This window comes from Bradyrhizobium sp. SZCCHNRI3052 (genome assembly GCF_032484895.1).
GTDB lineage: Bacteria > Pseudomonadota > Alphaproteobacteria > Rhizobiales > Xanthobacteraceae > Bradyrhizobium.
Map to the genome: position 1 here is coordinate 39,821 of NZ_JAUETW010000010.1, position 12,996 is coordinate 52,816.

Consider the following 12,996-nt stretch of genomic DNA (forward strand, 5'->3'; position numbering starts at 1 on the left):
TAGAGAACAATTTTCGTCCGCGCATCATCCGCCGGACGAAAAATAGCCTGTGCGGTTAACCGGCCGCACCGAACTCGAACACCTCCCCATCATAGCCCGCCTCGCGCGGAATGCGCAGCTGGCGACCGCCCTCGGCGGTCTTGGTCATGACCGGCATCACGGTGACGATGTCCATGTCCCGCGCCGCCGCCAGGGCGTCGGCCACCGCGCGCTGCTTGCCGAGCCGGATCAGGTTGCGCGTGGTCGGGAACGGCAGCTTGAACCGGCCGTCCTCGCCGCCGGCCAGCGCCTCGCGCGGCGAGACCCAGACGGAGTCGGTCGATTCCCGGCCGTCATGGGCGCCGAGTTGGTCCGGCGGCGCCGCCGCCAGAAAGAACCAGGTGTCGAAGCGTTTCGGCATGCCCTCGGGCGTGATCCAATGGGCGTAGGGAACGAGCGCATCGAGCGCCAGCACCAGACCGTGAGCTTCCAGAACCTGGAGAAAGCTGATCTTGCCCTCGCACAGTGCCAGACGATGCGCCGCCTCGATGTCGCGAGCGGCAGCGGCATCGATCAGCGCGTCCGATCGGCGCAGCCGCGCCAGCAGGATGCCGCTCTCCTCGAAGGTCTCGCGCACCCCGGCGATGCGGAAGCCGAGCGCCTCGGCTTCAAGACCCTCGTCGCCGGCATAGAGCTCCGGCCTGCCGGCGATCTCCTGATCGCCTCTGTCGACGCTACCGCCGGGAAACACCAGGGCGCCCGAGTTGAACTCGATCTGATGGTGACGCACCATCATGAACACCTCGATCTCGCGTGCGACTGCGCTGTCGCGCAGCAGCAGCACGGTCGAGGCGGGACGGACGGCGGCAGCGTCAGCCATGGTCACTCCGCGGCGGTGGCACGAGGTTGCAGATTGGCACGCGCGTCGTAACGCGCCACGCGCGACAAGAGATAGTCGACCTCGGCCCTGGCCGCGGCCGTGATCGCGGAGGCCGGCTTGCGCTGCGCGCTGGAGGCGATCGCGCCGCGCTTCTGCAGCACGTATTTGCGCACGGCGAGCCCTGCCCCCGGCTGCTGCTCGTAGCGCACGAGCGGCAGATGCGCGTCGAACAGGTCATGCGCGGCGTCGCGCTTGCCCGCCTGCGACAGCTTGACCACGTCGACCAGCATTTCAGGGAAGGCGTAGCCGGTCATGGCACCGTCGGCGCCGCGCTCCATCTCGAAGTCGAGGAACAGGCCGCCATTGCCGCACAGGATCGACAGCGGCCTCAGCGAGCCGTCCTTCTGGAACGCGCGCAGCGTCGAGATCTTCTCCAGGCCCGGCCAGTCCTCATGCTTGAGCATCACGCAGGAGGGGCTGTCCATGACGATCTTGCGGATGACGGCCGGCGTGAACTGGACGCTCAGCGTCAGCGGGTAGTCCTGCAGCACCCACGGAATGTCCTCGCCGATGGCCTCCTGGGCCTGCTTGAAATAGCCCGTGATCTGATCATCGGTGCGCAGGCTCGGCGGCGGCGCGATCATCACGCCGGCAGCGCCCGCATCCATCGAGGCGCGCGCCAGTGCGCGCATGGTGGCAAAACCCGGCGCGGAGACACCGACGATGATCTGCAGGTTCTTGGCCCGCTTGGCAAAGCGCACTGCAACCTGCTCGGATTCAGCGGCGTCCAGTTTCGGCGCCTCGCCCATGATGCCCAGCACGGTGATGCCGTCGCAGCCGGCCTCGGCATAGAAATCGACCAGCCGGTCGATCGAGGCCTCGTCGATGCGACCGTCATCATGGAACGGCGTCGGCGCGATCGCGAAGGTGCCTTTGGCGGCGGCGGTGAGCTTCATCTCGTCTGGTCTCCAATCTCTCTGGCGTCATTCCGGACGCGCCAGGCGCAGGCCCGGAATGACGACCTGAATACATCAAAACCGCCGTGCGGACTTGGCTATATCGGCCTCCGAAAAGAATATCTCCTCTGCATGGGCGGCGATGTCCTCCGCTTTCCACGCCGACGACGGCGGTTTCCAGCCGTCCATTTCCATCATACGCAACTCGCGCACGCCGCGCGGACCGGACACGCCGAGCACCTTGCCGGTCTGATCCCCCGAGAGTCTGCTGACCATGTAGAGCACGGCTGGCGCGATGCCCTCGGGCGTCAGCGCCGCGCCCGGGTTTTCCTTGTAGCGCGGCAGGTCCGCGGTCATGCGGGTCAGCGCGCCCGGCGCGAGCGTCCACACCCGGATGTTGTACTTGCGGCCCTCGATCGCCAGCACGTTCGACAGGCCCCAGATACCGCCCTTCGCGGCCCCGTAATTGGATTGGCCGAAGTTGCCGATCAGGCCCGAGGTCGAGGAGGTGTTGACGATGACGCCGCCGCCATTGTCGCGCATCCAGCGGAACACGGGAAGCGTGCAGCAGAAGGTGCCCTTGAGGTGCACCTGGATCACCTTGTCCCAGTCGGCCTCGCTCGACTTGGCGAAGGTCTGGTCGCGCAGGATGCCGGCATTGTTGACCAGGATGTCGGCGCGGCCGAAATGGCGGATGGCATCGTCGAACACCGACTGGCCGCCGGCCATGGTCGAGATGTCGGCGCCGTTGGCGACGGCGCGGCCGCCTTCAGCGGTGATGGCCGCCACCACCTGCTCGGCCATCGACAGGTCCGAGCCGGAGCCGTCGCGCGGGCCACCGAGATCGTTCACGACCACCGCCGCGCCCTCGCGTGCAAACAGTTTGGCGTAGGCCTCGCCGAGACCGCCACCTGCGCCGGTGATCAGCGCCACCTTGCCGTCGAGCAGTCCCATGGATGTCTCCTCCTGCGCCGTGTCTTTTGTTGCCCGTCATGGCCGGCCATGACGGCAACTAACAGACGTGCCTCACATGGCAATAATCAACCCAGCACGGTCTTGCCGTTCTTGATCACGGTGACGTTCCGCTCCTTCACCCGCGCCTCGAACGAGATCACGTCGCCGTCCTTCCACAGATCGACCGTCACGGTCTCGCCGGGAAACACCGGCGAGGAGAATCGCGCGGCGTGCTGGCGGAAGGCTGACGCATCGTAGTCGGCGTAGGTCTGCAGCACGGCGCGGCAGGTCAGGCCGTAGGTGCACATGCCGTGCAGAATCGGCCGCGGGAAGCCCGCGCGGCGCGCGAATTCGGGATCCGAGTGTAGCGGGTTGCGGTCGCCGCAGAGGCGGTAGATCAGCGCCTGGTCGGGCCGCGTCGAAATCTCGACGCTGCGGTCGGGTGCACGCGACGGCACCGGATGCGGGTCGGGGATGCCGCCGGAGGGACCGCCGAAGCCGCCGTCGCCGCGGGCGAAGCGCGAGGCCACCAGGGTCGCCAGCGGCGCGCCGCTCTCGTCGCGCAGGATGGTCTGGTGGCGGATCACGGCACCCTTGTCCTTGCCCTTGTCGGACACCGCGAGCACGGAGGAATCCGCGGTGATCTTCGCCGCCACCGCCAGCGGCTTGTGAAAGGTGATGTCGCGCTCGCCGTCGACGACCAGCACGCGGTTCAGCTTCATGTCGCCGGGGCCTGCGCCCCAGGCGGCGACGGAGGCAAAGGTCGGCACCACCTTCAGTGGACGCGGCTCGGCCGTGGCCTCGTTGACGAAGGCAAGCTCCTTCTCGTCCATCGGATCGGCCCCCATGCCGATGCCGTAGGCGTAGAGCATCACCTCGCGATCGGTGTAGGCGTAGTTCTGCCCGATCGCCTTCATCGCCATCAGCTCATCGTAGTTGATCGGCATGTTGCCTCCCCAAACCTCGTTCTTTGTAGGGTGGGGAAAGCGAAGCGTGCCCACCGCCTTTCTTGGTAGAACGGTGGGCACGGCGCTCTGCACCTTTGCCCACCCTACGCACTCGTCGTGGAGCACACCGCTCGTTCCGCATCCGTCATTGCGAGCGGAGCGAAGCAATCCAGGGCTGCGCAAGGACTCTGGATTGCTTCGTCGCTTCGCTCCTCGCAATGACGCGTGGATGCATCTTTGCTCCCTCTCCTAAACCGGCGTGAAGAACGGCAGCGGGGCGCCGTCGGTCGGCTTGAACACCACCTTCACCTTCTGGCCGATCTTCAACGCGTCGAAATCGCAATCGACGAAATTGGTCTGCAGCGACGGGCCCTCCTTCAAGGTGACGTAGCCGATCGCGTAAGGGTCGGTCGGCGACTTCCGCATGATCGAGAACGTGTAGATTTCCCCCTCGCCCGCGCTCTGCTCCCACACCGTCTGGTCCGAGAAGCAGAACGGACAGATCGAGCGCGGAAAATAATGCGCCTCGCCACAGGCCGTGCAGCGCTTGATCATGAACTTGCCCTCGGCCGCGGCATCCCAGAACGCCTTGGTCTCGGGATTGGTGATGGGGGCCGGCAGTTTCTTCGCTTCGGACATCAGACGCGCTCCAGAATGCAGGTCGAGGCGGCGTGGCGCACGCCGAGCAGGCCGCCGGTGCCATGGGCGATGGCGAGATCGCAGTTTTGCACCTGCACCTTGGGATGGGCTTCGCCGCGCAGCTGGCGCACGGCCTCGATCACCTTGGTCATGCCGCCGCGGTTGACGGGATGGTTGCTGCAGAGGCCGCCGCCATCGGTGTTGAACGGCAGCTTGCCGACACCGGAGATGAGATTGCCGTCGGCGACGAACTTGCCGCCCTCACCCTTCTTGCAGAAGCCGAGATCCTCGAGCTGCATCAGCACGGTGATGGTGAAGCTGTCATAGATCGAGGCGTATTTGATGTCCTTGGGGGTCACGCCCGCTTCCGCGAAGGCGCGCGGGCCGGACCACACACCGGCGGAATAAGTGAGATCGAGGTTCTTGCCGCCGCGCGGCCCCTTCATCGCCTCGCCATGGCCGATGAGACGCACCAGCGGCTTCTTCAGACTCCTGGCGATCTCCGGCGTGGTCACGATCAGCGCGCCGCCGCCGTCGGTGACGACGCAGCAATCCATGCGGTGCAGCGGATCGGAAATCATCGGCGAGTTGATCACGTCCTCGACCGTGACGACCTCCTTCAGCATCGCATGCGGATTGTACTGCGCGTGATGCGAGGCCGCGACCTTGATCCAGGCGAGCTGCTCCGACGTGGTGCCGTAATCGTGCATGTGGCGCATCGCGCACATGCCATAGGCGTTGTGGGTGGTGGCGCCATAGGCCATCTCGAAATCGGCCTCGGCGCCAGCGGCACGCGGCGGCATCGGCCCGGTGCGCGGCTTGCCGGCCAAGGTGATCAGCGCGATCGAGCATTTACCGGCGGCGATGGCCTCGGCGGCATGGCCAACATGGATGAGATAGGAGCAGCCGCCGGTCTCGGTGGAGTCGATGTGCCGGACCTTCAGCCCGAGATAGTCGACCATCGGCCACGCGCCGCCCGGCGCGTCGCCGGCGCAGAAATAGCCGTCGACATCCTTCGCGCTGAGACCCGCATCCTCGAGCGCGCCCTTGGCGACCTCGGCATGCAGCTGCGCGGTGGATTTGTCGGGTGCATGCCGGGTCGGATGCTCATAGATCCCGGCAATGTAGGCCTTGCCCTTGATGGTCAACTCCGTCTCCGCTTCCTGTCGTTTCGTCCCGGGTGGTTGGAAATTTTTGGACCGTTGGATAGAGCTTGGCAAGCGTGGAAAATATTCCGCGGGGTGGAGATGGTCGCACCCAAGCGACATATTTCGATGTTGCACGCGACAGCGCCCACGCTGTCATCCTCCGGCTGACCGGACGTCCCGTCGTCCAGGGATCGCAATGATTGGATCGAGACGCCGCGGCGTACTGGATCGCCCGGTTCAAGCCGGGCGATGACAGCGGAGTGCGTGGTGGGATTCTCGCACAAGCCACACCATCGCAATCCCGCGACAGACACTGCCCGGGTCATGCTCATCTCGTTCACCCTCGTCAAGTCGGAGGGCGCAGGGAAGGCCAGGCGTCGGCTGACGCCTGCGGCCCGCCTGCGAAAAAAATGCAGGCGGCAGTCACCACAGGTCTGGCCGAACAACCGGCGGATTCAATTGGTCGTCGCAACACTCGATGAGGAGGTTGCGATGGGCATTCGAAAGAAACGGTCAACGCGGGGCAAGCTGGGATCATTGGGGCGCCCACCAGTTGCGGGGCGTGCGGAACAGCAGAAATTTTGGCGTGGGATTGCCGCTGGGTTGAACAGCGAGAATGCTGCGCTGGCTGCTGGATTATCGGATGCTGTCGGCCCCCGATTATTTCGAAAAGCGGGCGGCGTGGCACCGGCAATGTTCCGACCTTCAGCGAAGCCGCTCTCCGGACGGCACCTCTCTTTTTCTGAGCGCGAAGAGATTGCGCTGCTGAATGCGCAGCGCCATTCTGTACGAGAGATAGCGCGGCGTCTCAATCGATCTCCCTCGACCATCTCCCGTGAACTCGATCGCAATGCGGCCACGCACGGCGGCAAGATGGCCTATCGGGCGACGGCCGCCCAGTGGCATGCAGATCGATCGGCCCGGCGTCCTAAGCCGAGCAAGCTTGCAAGCAACGCCGCCTTGCGCGCTTATGTTGAAGAGCGGCTTGCAGGGTTTGTCGCACCTCCAGGCGGCGTTCGGCGGAAGGCCGGTCGTGCGGGCTCTAGCCAGGATCAGGGGTGGACGAAAGCGTGGAGTCCCGAGCAGATTGCCCGGCGCTTACCGATCGACTTCCCGGATGACGAGGCGATGCGCATCAGCCACGAAGCCATTTACCAGGCGCTTTTTGTTCAGGGCCGAGGAGCGCTGAAACGCGAGTTGTCGTCCTGTTTGCGAACGGGACGTGCGCTGCGCGTGCCCCGAGCGCGTACGCGGAAGCGCAGCAAAGGCTTCATATCGCCAGAGATCATGATCAGTGAGCGTCCGGCCGAAGTCGCGGATCGAGCTGTGCCGGGACATTGGGAAGGAGATCTGATCGTCGGCTCCGCCAGCTCGGCAATCGGCACGCTGGTCGAACGCAGCACGCGGTTTACAATGCTCCTGCACCTTCCACGGCTGCCGGGGTTTGACGATGGCCCACGTACGAAGGGTGGGCCTGCGCTCTCCGGACACGGAGCTGAAGCGGTACGCGATGCGATCACGCGCACCATCGTCACCTTGCCCAAAGAACTCCGCCGCTCGCTAACCTGGGATCAGGGGACCGAAATGGCTCAACACAGTGACCTCAAGATCGATACAGACCTTCAGATCTACTTCTGCGATCCAAGAAGCCCCTGGCAACGTGGCACGAACGAGAACACGAATGGCCTGCTGCGGCAGTACTTCCCGAAAGGTACCGATCTGAGCGTCTACGATGCTGACGAGATCGCCGCCGTGGCCGCAGCGCTCAATTCCCGACCGAGAAAGACGCTAGGATGGAAAACTCCAGCAGAAGCGCTTGACGAGCTGCTGTCACGAATGAAAACACTTGGTGTTGCGACCACCGATTGAGCCCGCCACCCGGCCTTCCCTGCGCGATGGTCTTCACGCTTATACGCAGTCTGCCTGGTGCGCCGGGCTTGTTGGCCACCATTGCCCGCGCGGCGCGCAAGCGCCGTCGCGAACGTAGCACCAGCGTCGGGGTGCCAGCACGCTGCGACTTCGCGTCCGCGGCCTCGCCGTTCGTCCGCGCATCCAGGGACACGCTGCGGCAAAACCACGGCCATCGCTCCCCGCCCCGCGTGTCGTGACGATCGCGCGCTACGCCCCTCCGTACCGAGGCGGGATACGCACAATAGAGCATGATTTCTGATATTCGTAAAGAGAAATCTTTGGGCTGGAATAGTGCTTGCTGAACCGCTCCAACGAAGCAGCCGAGATATTCCAAACCGCTTTGCGGTCGCTACCGCACGACAACAAGGGCGGCGCCGGAGAATAGCGTTTCAGAGATCAGCGGCAACACGGCTCGAGCTGCACGACTGCTGCCTACAGGTTGTTCGCCCCCGACGGCCCATGCTATCAACACCGTCAAGCGCCGATTTGACCATCAGCTTGCGGGCGCGTCTCAAAATGCAGCTAAAGCGAACGGGTCCCGCATGGAAAATCCCTGCCGGCCGTTCTCTGAACGGAGGCTCCCATGCGGTTTGCGGCCATTGCCGACATTCACGGAAATTCCGACGCGCTGGCCGCGGTCCTGAAGGACATTGCGGCGCTCGGCATCGATGAGGTCGTCAATCTCGGTGATCATCTCAGCGGCCCGCTCGAACCGGTTCGAACGGCGGAGATGCTGATGGCACGCGACTTTCCGTCGATCCGGGGCGATCAGGACCGGCACATGATCGATCTCTATCGTGCGGGAGACACGGGGCGCAGCGACGTCCGCGCCCTCGATCAGGTGCATGTCGGCTGGTTGGCGGCGCAGCCGGCGACGCTGATCTATCACGACGACGTCTTCCTGTGCCATGCCGCGCCGGACGACGACGCCGTGTTCTGGCTCGATGAGGTCACCGCCTATGGCACGCTGCGTCAGAGCCCCCTTGCGCGTATCGAAGCACGGGCCGCCGGCATCGATGCCTCGCTGATCCTGTGCGGACACAGCCACATTCCGCGCATTGTCCGGCTCAGCGATGGCCGGCTCGTCGTCAATCCCGGCAGCGTCGGGCTACCCGGCTATCGCGGCCGCCCTCCGCACGGCTACCACGTCGAGACCGGGACGCCCGATGCCTGCTATGCGATCGCGGAGCAACGGCTTGGACGGTGGTCGCTGACAATCCGCTATGTGCCGTACGATCCCGCGCGGATGGCGGCACTCGCACGACGCAAGGGCATGCACGACTGGGCGAATGCCATCGCGACCGGCTGGGTCGGGTGACGGCCGTCGCCGGCCCTCATCGCAGGGCGTGTTGGCGCCGGCGCGATTGAGCCGGCCGGGGGTCAGACAACAAGCAGCACACCGGACAGCAGCAGAATGCTCAGGATGAGCCTCCTGAACAAGGTGTCGTTGACCCTGCGGAAGGCGAAGATGCCGAGCGCCGTGCCGGCGAGCAGAGCCGGAATGCTCAGCGCGAGATCGACGATCACCCTCGACGACAGGTCCTGCCGGGCCAGCATCATCCCCAGCGAGGCGATCTGCATCACGGCAATGAAGGGCTGCACCAGGCCGCGCTGGTCGGTGTTCGGCAGGCCGTGCATCTCGCACCAAATGGTCGGCAGTGCTCCGGGCATCGCGGTCAGGCCACCGATCAGACCGCCGCCGAATCCGACGATCGCCGTGCGATGTCTGCTCATGCGTCGAACGCTGCCGAGGCCGGGCTTGAACAGCATGGTGGCGGCGTAGACCGCGATCGTCGGTCCGAACATCTGTTGGAACAGCCGGGCGTCGGCGTTGCGCAGCAGCCAGAGCGCCAAGGGCACGCCAAGCAGCCCGCCCAGGATCAGGACCAGGCTTTCCTTCCATCGGATGCTGTTGCGCAACGCCCACAGATTCGTCGCCTGCACGCCGACGCTGCACGCCATCATCAGCGGCACCGCCTCCAACGGCTGCAGACCATGCAGCAGGATCGCGCCGGCCACGGCCGAGAAGGCAAATCCGGCCAATCCGGAAACGAAGGCGCCAGAGAACACGGCGGCGCTGAGCAACAAGAAAGAGGCGAGCCCGGGCATGAATATCTCCGGCTGATGAGGGTTGAAATGAGCGAGCTTCAATCGTGGGATGGGAGCGTCGAAACCGGCTGCGCCTGCGTGCCGTCCCGCATGGCAGCACCTCGCAGGATCGCACCGGCGACAACGTGCAGGAGCAGAAAGATGGCGAGGACGCTCGCCGCCAGCGCCGCCTGCGGCGTGATCGACAGCTTGCGCCGCGGCGGGGTCTCGTTGGCCTGCATCTCCGTCACCTCCAGCTACTGCTGTCAGGCTGGTAGCACCGCGACGTCCCCTGGCCGTCCCTTGTGCCGTGATCCCGGAGCTCGTCACGAAGGCGTGTTCGGCGGCGGAGTCTTGTTTGCTCGCCGTGCGGCTGCTGTCGCGCACGACGCGATCGGTCGCTCCCACCGAGGCCGGCGAGCGTCTGCTGCACCGGATCGGGCCGCGGTCCGAGAAGATCGAAAGCGAGCTCGTCGGGCAGACCACACCCGCCTTCGCGGTTCTGTGCGAGGCGCTACGCCATCGCGCCTGACCGGCGAAGGATTCCGCTTGACTAATCCATAACCAACCGGTTATGCGTCAATCCATAACCAATGAGTTATGGATCGAATGCCGCGCTCTCCCGACATGCTGTTCCGAACGCTTGCCGACCCGACGCGGCGCGCCATCTTCGAAGGCCTGTGCCGGCATGGCGAGCAGACCGTCGGGGCGCTGACGGCCAAGGCCGGCGTATCGCAGCCGGCGGTGTCGAAGCATCTCGGCCTGCTCAAGCAGGCGGGCCTGGTGCGGGAGCGTCACGAAGGCCGCCAGACGCATTACCGCGCGCAACCCAAGGCGCTGGCGCCGCTGCTCGACTGGACGAGCCGGATGGCTGCGTTCTGGGAGAGCCGGTTCGACCAGCTCGACACTCTGCTCAACAGGATGGATCAATGAGCTCACCCGCGCCAGAAACCCGCACCGTCGTCGTCGAGCGCGAATTCGCGCATCCGCCCGAAAAACTCTGGCGCGCGCTGACGCAGCCGCATCTGATCGCGGAGTGGCTGATGACCAACGACTTTGCGCCGTCGGTCGATCATCGCTTCAAGCTGAAGGCCGACTGGGGCGTCGTCGACTGCCAGGTCGTGACCATCGAGCCGCACAAGACGTTGTCCTACACCTGGGCGGCGGCCGGCCTCGACAGCGTCGTGACCTGGACGCTGACGCCGACCGCCTTGGGCACGCACCTGCGCATGGAGCAGACCGGCTTCGCAGCCGACCAGACCCGCGCCTATCAGGGCGCACGCTACGGCTGGCCGAAATTCTTCGATGCGCTCGAACAGAGCGTCGCGCGCCTCGGCTGAGGCGTGCGCATCACGACGTCATCAGGGGAGAAGCACTTGAACTGGAACAACACCGTCCGGCAGGTCCATCGCTGGGTATCGATCGCCTTCACGGTCGCCGTCATCGTCAACATCGCCGCGATGACGCAGACGCAAGCCCCGCTGTGGGTCGGCCTGCTGGCGCTGATTCCGCTCATCGTGCTGCTCGGCACGGGGCTGTATCTGTTCGCGCTGCCCTACGTCGCGACGAAGTTGACCGCCTCGCGGGTGGAGCGCTGAACGGGCAATCGCGCCCAGCGGCGTTTTCCGGGAGGGAGTCAAGCCTCTTGGCGATCCGGCAGGTCGAGCGTGCGTCAGCGAAGACGATCGCTGGCCGCCTCCAAGGACCGTCTTGCGTTCGCGGCCGAACCGCGCCCTACTGGCGCGTCTTCCGCCAACGAGGCTATTCTGACGTGAACGCTCTTACGCTCTTCAGCTTCGCCATCGTCGCCTTCATCGGGATCGCGACCCCCGGTCCGACGGTGCTGCTGGCCCTCACCAACGGCTCGCGTGTCGGTGTACGCCGCGCCTGGGCCGGCATCGCCGGCGCGGTGGCTTCGGACTTCATCCTCATCGGCGCCGTCGCGGTCGGTCTGGGCGCGCTGCTGGCCGCTTCAGAATTCTGGTTCTCGGTCGTGAAGTGGATCGGCGTGGCCTACCTCGCCTATCTCGGGCTGATGCTGCTGCGGTCCAGCGGGTCGATCGACCTTGCGGCGTCCGCAGACGGCAAGGACGGGTCACGACAGCCGCACGCGCTGTTTCTGAAAAGCTTCCTCGTCGCGATCACCAATCCAAAGGGCTATCTGTTCTTCTCGGCATTCCTGCCGCAGTTCGTGGTGCCGTCCGCGCCGCAGCTGCCGCAATATCTCACGCTGGCCCTCACCTTCGCGATGCTCGATGTCCTGATCATGCTCGCCTACGCGAGCGCGGGCTCGCAAGCGATGCGTTTCCTCAAGCGCTCCGGTGCCCTCTGGCTCGATCGCATCTGCGGCGGCGCGCTGCTGAGCCTTGCCGGCGCCCTTGCGCTTTACCGGCGAGCCGGCCCCTGACCCGGCCGCGCGTCGCGGTCGTCCACCTACTCCGCCGACCGCCGCATGTGGCGCTCGGTCACCGTGCGCATCGTCACCAGCTCCTCCGCGGCCGAGGGATGCCTGGCGCCAACCTCAATCGCACGAGCTTATACGTCCGTCGCGGGAAGAGAAAAGCACGGCATCACGAAGGCCGGTCTCGTGAAGCCCTGCCGCCGGTTCAAGGCCGCAGCAACCAGCAGAATGCCTCGCGCAGGATCTCAGTGCCGTTCGTCCGGTGCCAGGCGCCATGGGCGATCACGATCCGCTCGGGGTGCCACGCCAGCATGGTCTCGACCGCGGCCCGCAACTCGGGTCGGTGCCGCCAGGTAAATGTCAGCCGGAGATCGCGCGGCAGGCCGCCATGCGGCGGACCGACGCCCCCGATCCAACTCAGGTAGCGCGCCAAGCCGGCACCGATCTTGGCCGGCTCGAAATTCTCCATCAGATCGGTCAGGATCAGCGTGCGCGAAGGGCGATGGAAGAACACGACCTCCGTCATATAGCTGCCGAGGACGGGCAAGGTCGCGATCTCATCATCCCAGGGATAGCCACCGCTGTGATCCAGTGGCCTGCCCTGGAATTCGATGCGGCCCTTCGCCTGCGCGCGAATGCCCGGCGCCAGATAGATTGCCGCGTGGGGAAAGGCCGCCTGCCAGTCGGGGATCCACCAATAGTGGATGCGATTCGGACCAATGATGTCGCGGACGCGGCCTTCCCGGTCGATCTCGGCCCGCAGCGCCGGCGTCAACGGCGTGGGCGAGTGGATGAACAGATCGCCGGAGGCGCATCGCACCACGGTCATGCGGGTGGGAAACGGAAATTTCAGCCCGGGAATGCCGAAGCGGATCACGGGCCCGTCGACGATCCAGATGTTCTCGGCAACGGGCTTCAGGGTGTTCAGCGGCGGATAGGTCGCAAGGCAATCATCGTGGGACATGCTGGTCGCTCTCCAACCGCTGAACGGTTCCAACGGCAGCAAGTCCGATCGGCCACGGTGTGGACCGTCGTCACCGTGAGCACTGGCCCACCGCAATCGCTACGGACGCCGGCCGGGCACGAGCCCCAA

15 protein-coding genes and 1 pseudogene are annotated in these 12,996 nt (G+C 65.4%); 7 read left to right on the forward strand and 9 right to left on the reverse strand.

Going from position 1 to position 12,996, the window contains the following annotated elements; genetic code table 11:
• Positions 1–55: 55 nt before the first annotated feature.
• The 6 genes from QW887_RS24470 to QW887_RS24495 all read right to left on the reverse strand — a co-directional run bounded on the left by QW887_RS24470 (position 56) and on the right by QW887_RS24495 (position 5,503).
• Entirely contained in the window at positions 56–859 is an 804-nt protein-coding gene (locus QW887_RS24470; RefSeq protein ID WP_316175967.1) for an NUDIX hydrolase, read from the reverse strand.
• 2 nt (positions 860–861) lie between these two features.
• Positions 862–1,815, reverse strand: a complete 954-nt coding sequence (locus QW887_RS24475; RefSeq protein ID WP_315717666.1) for a dihydrodipicolinate synthase family protein — start codon at positions 1,813–1,815, stop codon at positions 862–864.
• A 75-nt stretch (positions 1,816–1,890) separates the two neighbouring features.
• On the reverse strand, positions 1,891–2,769 hold the full coding sequence (locus QW887_RS24480; RefSeq protein WP_316170851.1) for an SDR family oxidoreductase: 879 nt from the start codon (positions 2,767–2,769) through the stop codon (positions 1,891–1,893).
• A gap of 86 nt (positions 2,770–2,855) precedes the next feature.
• On the reverse strand, positions 2,856–3,716 hold the full coding sequence (locus QW887_RS24485; RefSeq protein WP_316170852.1) for a MaoC family dehydratase: 861 nt from the start codon (positions 3,714–3,716) through the stop codon (positions 2,856–2,858).
• A gap of 249 nt (positions 3,717–3,965) precedes the next feature.
• Complete coding sequence (locus QW887_RS24490) at positions 3,966–4,355, reverse strand: Zn-ribbon domain-containing OB-fold protein (protein ID WP_316175968.1); 390 nt, start codon at positions 4,353–4,355, stop codon at positions 3,966–3,968.
• The gene (locus QW887_RS24495) at positions 4,355–5,503 is read right to left on the reverse strand and encodes a thiolase domain-containing protein (protein ID WP_316175969.1); all 1,149 of its coding nucleotides are present in this window, start codon (positions 5,501–5,503) and stop codon (positions 4,355–4,357) included. The genes QW887_RS24490 and QW887_RS24495 overlap by 1 nt, the downstream gene beginning before the upstream one ends.
• Positions 5,504–5,995: 492 nt before the next feature.
• Here QW887_RS24495 and QW887_RS24500 point away from each other — a divergent pair, with 492 nt between their 5' ends.
• Positions 5,996–7,372, forward strand: coding sequence for an IS30 family transposase (locus QW887_RS24500; protein WP_316194128.1), 1,377 nt, complete (start codon positions 5,996–5,998; stop codon positions 7,370–7,372).
• A 625-nt stretch (positions 7,373–7,997) separates the two neighbouring features.
• Positions 7,998–8,732, forward strand: coding sequence for a metallophosphoesterase family protein (locus QW887_RS24505; protein ID WP_316165023.1), 735 nt, complete (start codon positions 7,998–8,000; stop codon positions 8,730–8,732).
• Between the two features lie 62 nt (positions 8,733–8,794).
• Here QW887_RS24505 and QW887_RS24510 read toward each other — a convergent pair whose 3' ends face one another.
• Positions 8,795–9,523 carry a TSUP family transporter gene (locus tag QW887_RS24510; RefSeq protein ID WP_316184336.1) on the reverse strand — a complete coding sequence of 243 codons (729 nt, stop codon included), beginning with the start codon at positions 9,521–9,523 and terminating at the stop codon, positions 8,795–8,797.
• Positions 9,524–9,561: 38 nt separating this feature from the next.
• Positions 9,562–9,744, reverse strand: coding sequence for a hypothetical protein (locus QW887_RS24515; protein WP_316165022.1), 183 nt, complete (start codon positions 9,742–9,744; stop codon positions 9,562–9,564).
• 119 nt (positions 9,745–9,863) lie between these two features.
• Here QW887_RS24515 and QW887_RS24520 point away from each other — a divergent pair.
• The 5 genes and pseudogenes from QW887_RS24520 to QW887_RS24540 form a co-directional block, all read left to right on the forward strand.
• A pseudogene (locus QW887_RS24520) lies at positions 9,864–9,977 on the forward strand (LysR family transcriptional regulator); the annotation flags it as partial.
• Positions 9,978–10,111: 134 nt separating this feature from the next.
• Positions 10,112–10,435, forward strand: coding sequence for a metalloregulator ArsR/SmtB family transcription factor (locus QW887_RS24525; RefSeq protein WP_315717658.1), 324 nt, complete (start codon positions 10,112–10,114; stop codon positions 10,433–10,435).
• The gene (locus QW887_RS24530) at positions 10,432–10,842 is read left to right on the forward strand and encodes an SRPBCC domain-containing protein (protein ID WP_315717657.1); all 411 of its coding nucleotides are present in this window, start codon (positions 10,432–10,434) and stop codon (positions 10,840–10,842) included. Before QW887_RS24525 ends, QW887_RS24530 begins: the two co-directional genes overlap by 4 nt.
• A 36-nt stretch (positions 10,843–10,878) precedes the next feature.
• A complete protein-coding gene (locus tag QW887_RS24535; protein WP_315739639.1) occupies positions 10,879–11,100 on the forward strand; it encodes a hypothetical protein in 222 nt (73 codons plus the stop codon).
• Positions 11,101–11,273: 173 nt separating this feature from the next.
• Positions 11,274–11,909 carry a LysE family translocator gene (locus QW887_RS24540; protein WP_315739638.1) on the forward strand — a complete coding sequence of 212 codons (636 nt, stop codon included), beginning with the start codon at positions 11,274–11,276 and terminating at the stop codon, positions 11,907–11,909.
• A 199-nt stretch (positions 11,910–12,108) separates the two neighbouring features.
• On the opposite strand, the gene QW887_RS24545 is transcribed toward QW887_RS24540, so the two are convergent.
• The gene (locus QW887_RS24545) at positions 12,109–12,867 is read right to left on the reverse strand and encodes a DUF4336 domain-containing protein (protein ID WP_315717654.1); all 759 of its coding nucleotides are present in this window, start codon (positions 12,865–12,867) and stop codon (positions 12,109–12,111) included.
• Positions 12,868–12,996 lie beyond the last annotated feature (129 nt).

Coding starts and splice junctions, on each gene's coding strand:
- QW887_RS24470 (WP_316175967.1), bottom strand. CDS start 859: ATGGCTGACGCTGCCGCCGTCCGTCCCGCCTCGACCGTGCTGCTGCTG.
- QW887_RS24475 (WP_315717666.1), bottom strand. CDS start 1,815: ATGAAGCTCACCGCCGCCGCCAAAGGCACCTTCGCGATCGCGCCGACG.
- QW887_RS24480 (WP_316170851.1), bottom strand. CDS start 2,769: ATGGGACTGCTCGACGGCAAGGTGGCGCTGATCACCGGCGCAGGTGGC.
- QW887_RS24485 (WP_316170852.1), bottom strand. CDS start 3,716: ATGCCGATCAACTACGATGAGCTGATGGCGATGAAGGCGATCGGGCAG.
- QW887_RS24490 (WP_316175968.1), bottom strand. CDS start 4,355: ATGTCCGAAGCGAAGAAACTGCCGGCCCCCATCACCAATCCCGAGACC.
- QW887_RS24500 (WP_316194128.1), top strand. CDS start 5,996: ATGGGCATTCGAAAGAAACGGTCAACGCGGGGCAAGCTGGGATCATTG.
- QW887_RS24505 (WP_316165023.1), top strand. CDS start 7,998: ATGCGGTTTGCGGCCATTGCCGACATTCACGGAAATTCCGACGCGCTG.
- QW887_RS24510 (WP_316184336.1), bottom strand. CDS start 9,523: ATGCCCGGGCTCGCCTCTTTCTTGTTGCTCAGCGCCGCCGTGTTCTCT.
- QW887_RS24515 (WP_316165022.1), bottom strand. CDS start 9,744: ATGCAGGCCAACGAGACCCCGCCGCGGCGCAAGCTGTCGATCACGCCG.
- QW887_RS24525 (WP_315717658.1), top strand. CDS start 10,112: ATGCCGCGCTCTCCCGACATGCTGTTCCGAACGCTTGCCGACCCGACG.
- QW887_RS24530 (WP_315717657.1), top strand. CDS start 10,432: ATGAGCTCACCCGCGCCAGAAACCCGCACCGTCGTCGTCGAGCGCGAA.
- QW887_RS24545 (WP_315717654.1), bottom strand. CDS start 12,867: ATGTCCCACGATGATTGCCTTGCGACCTATCCGCCGCTGAACACCCTG.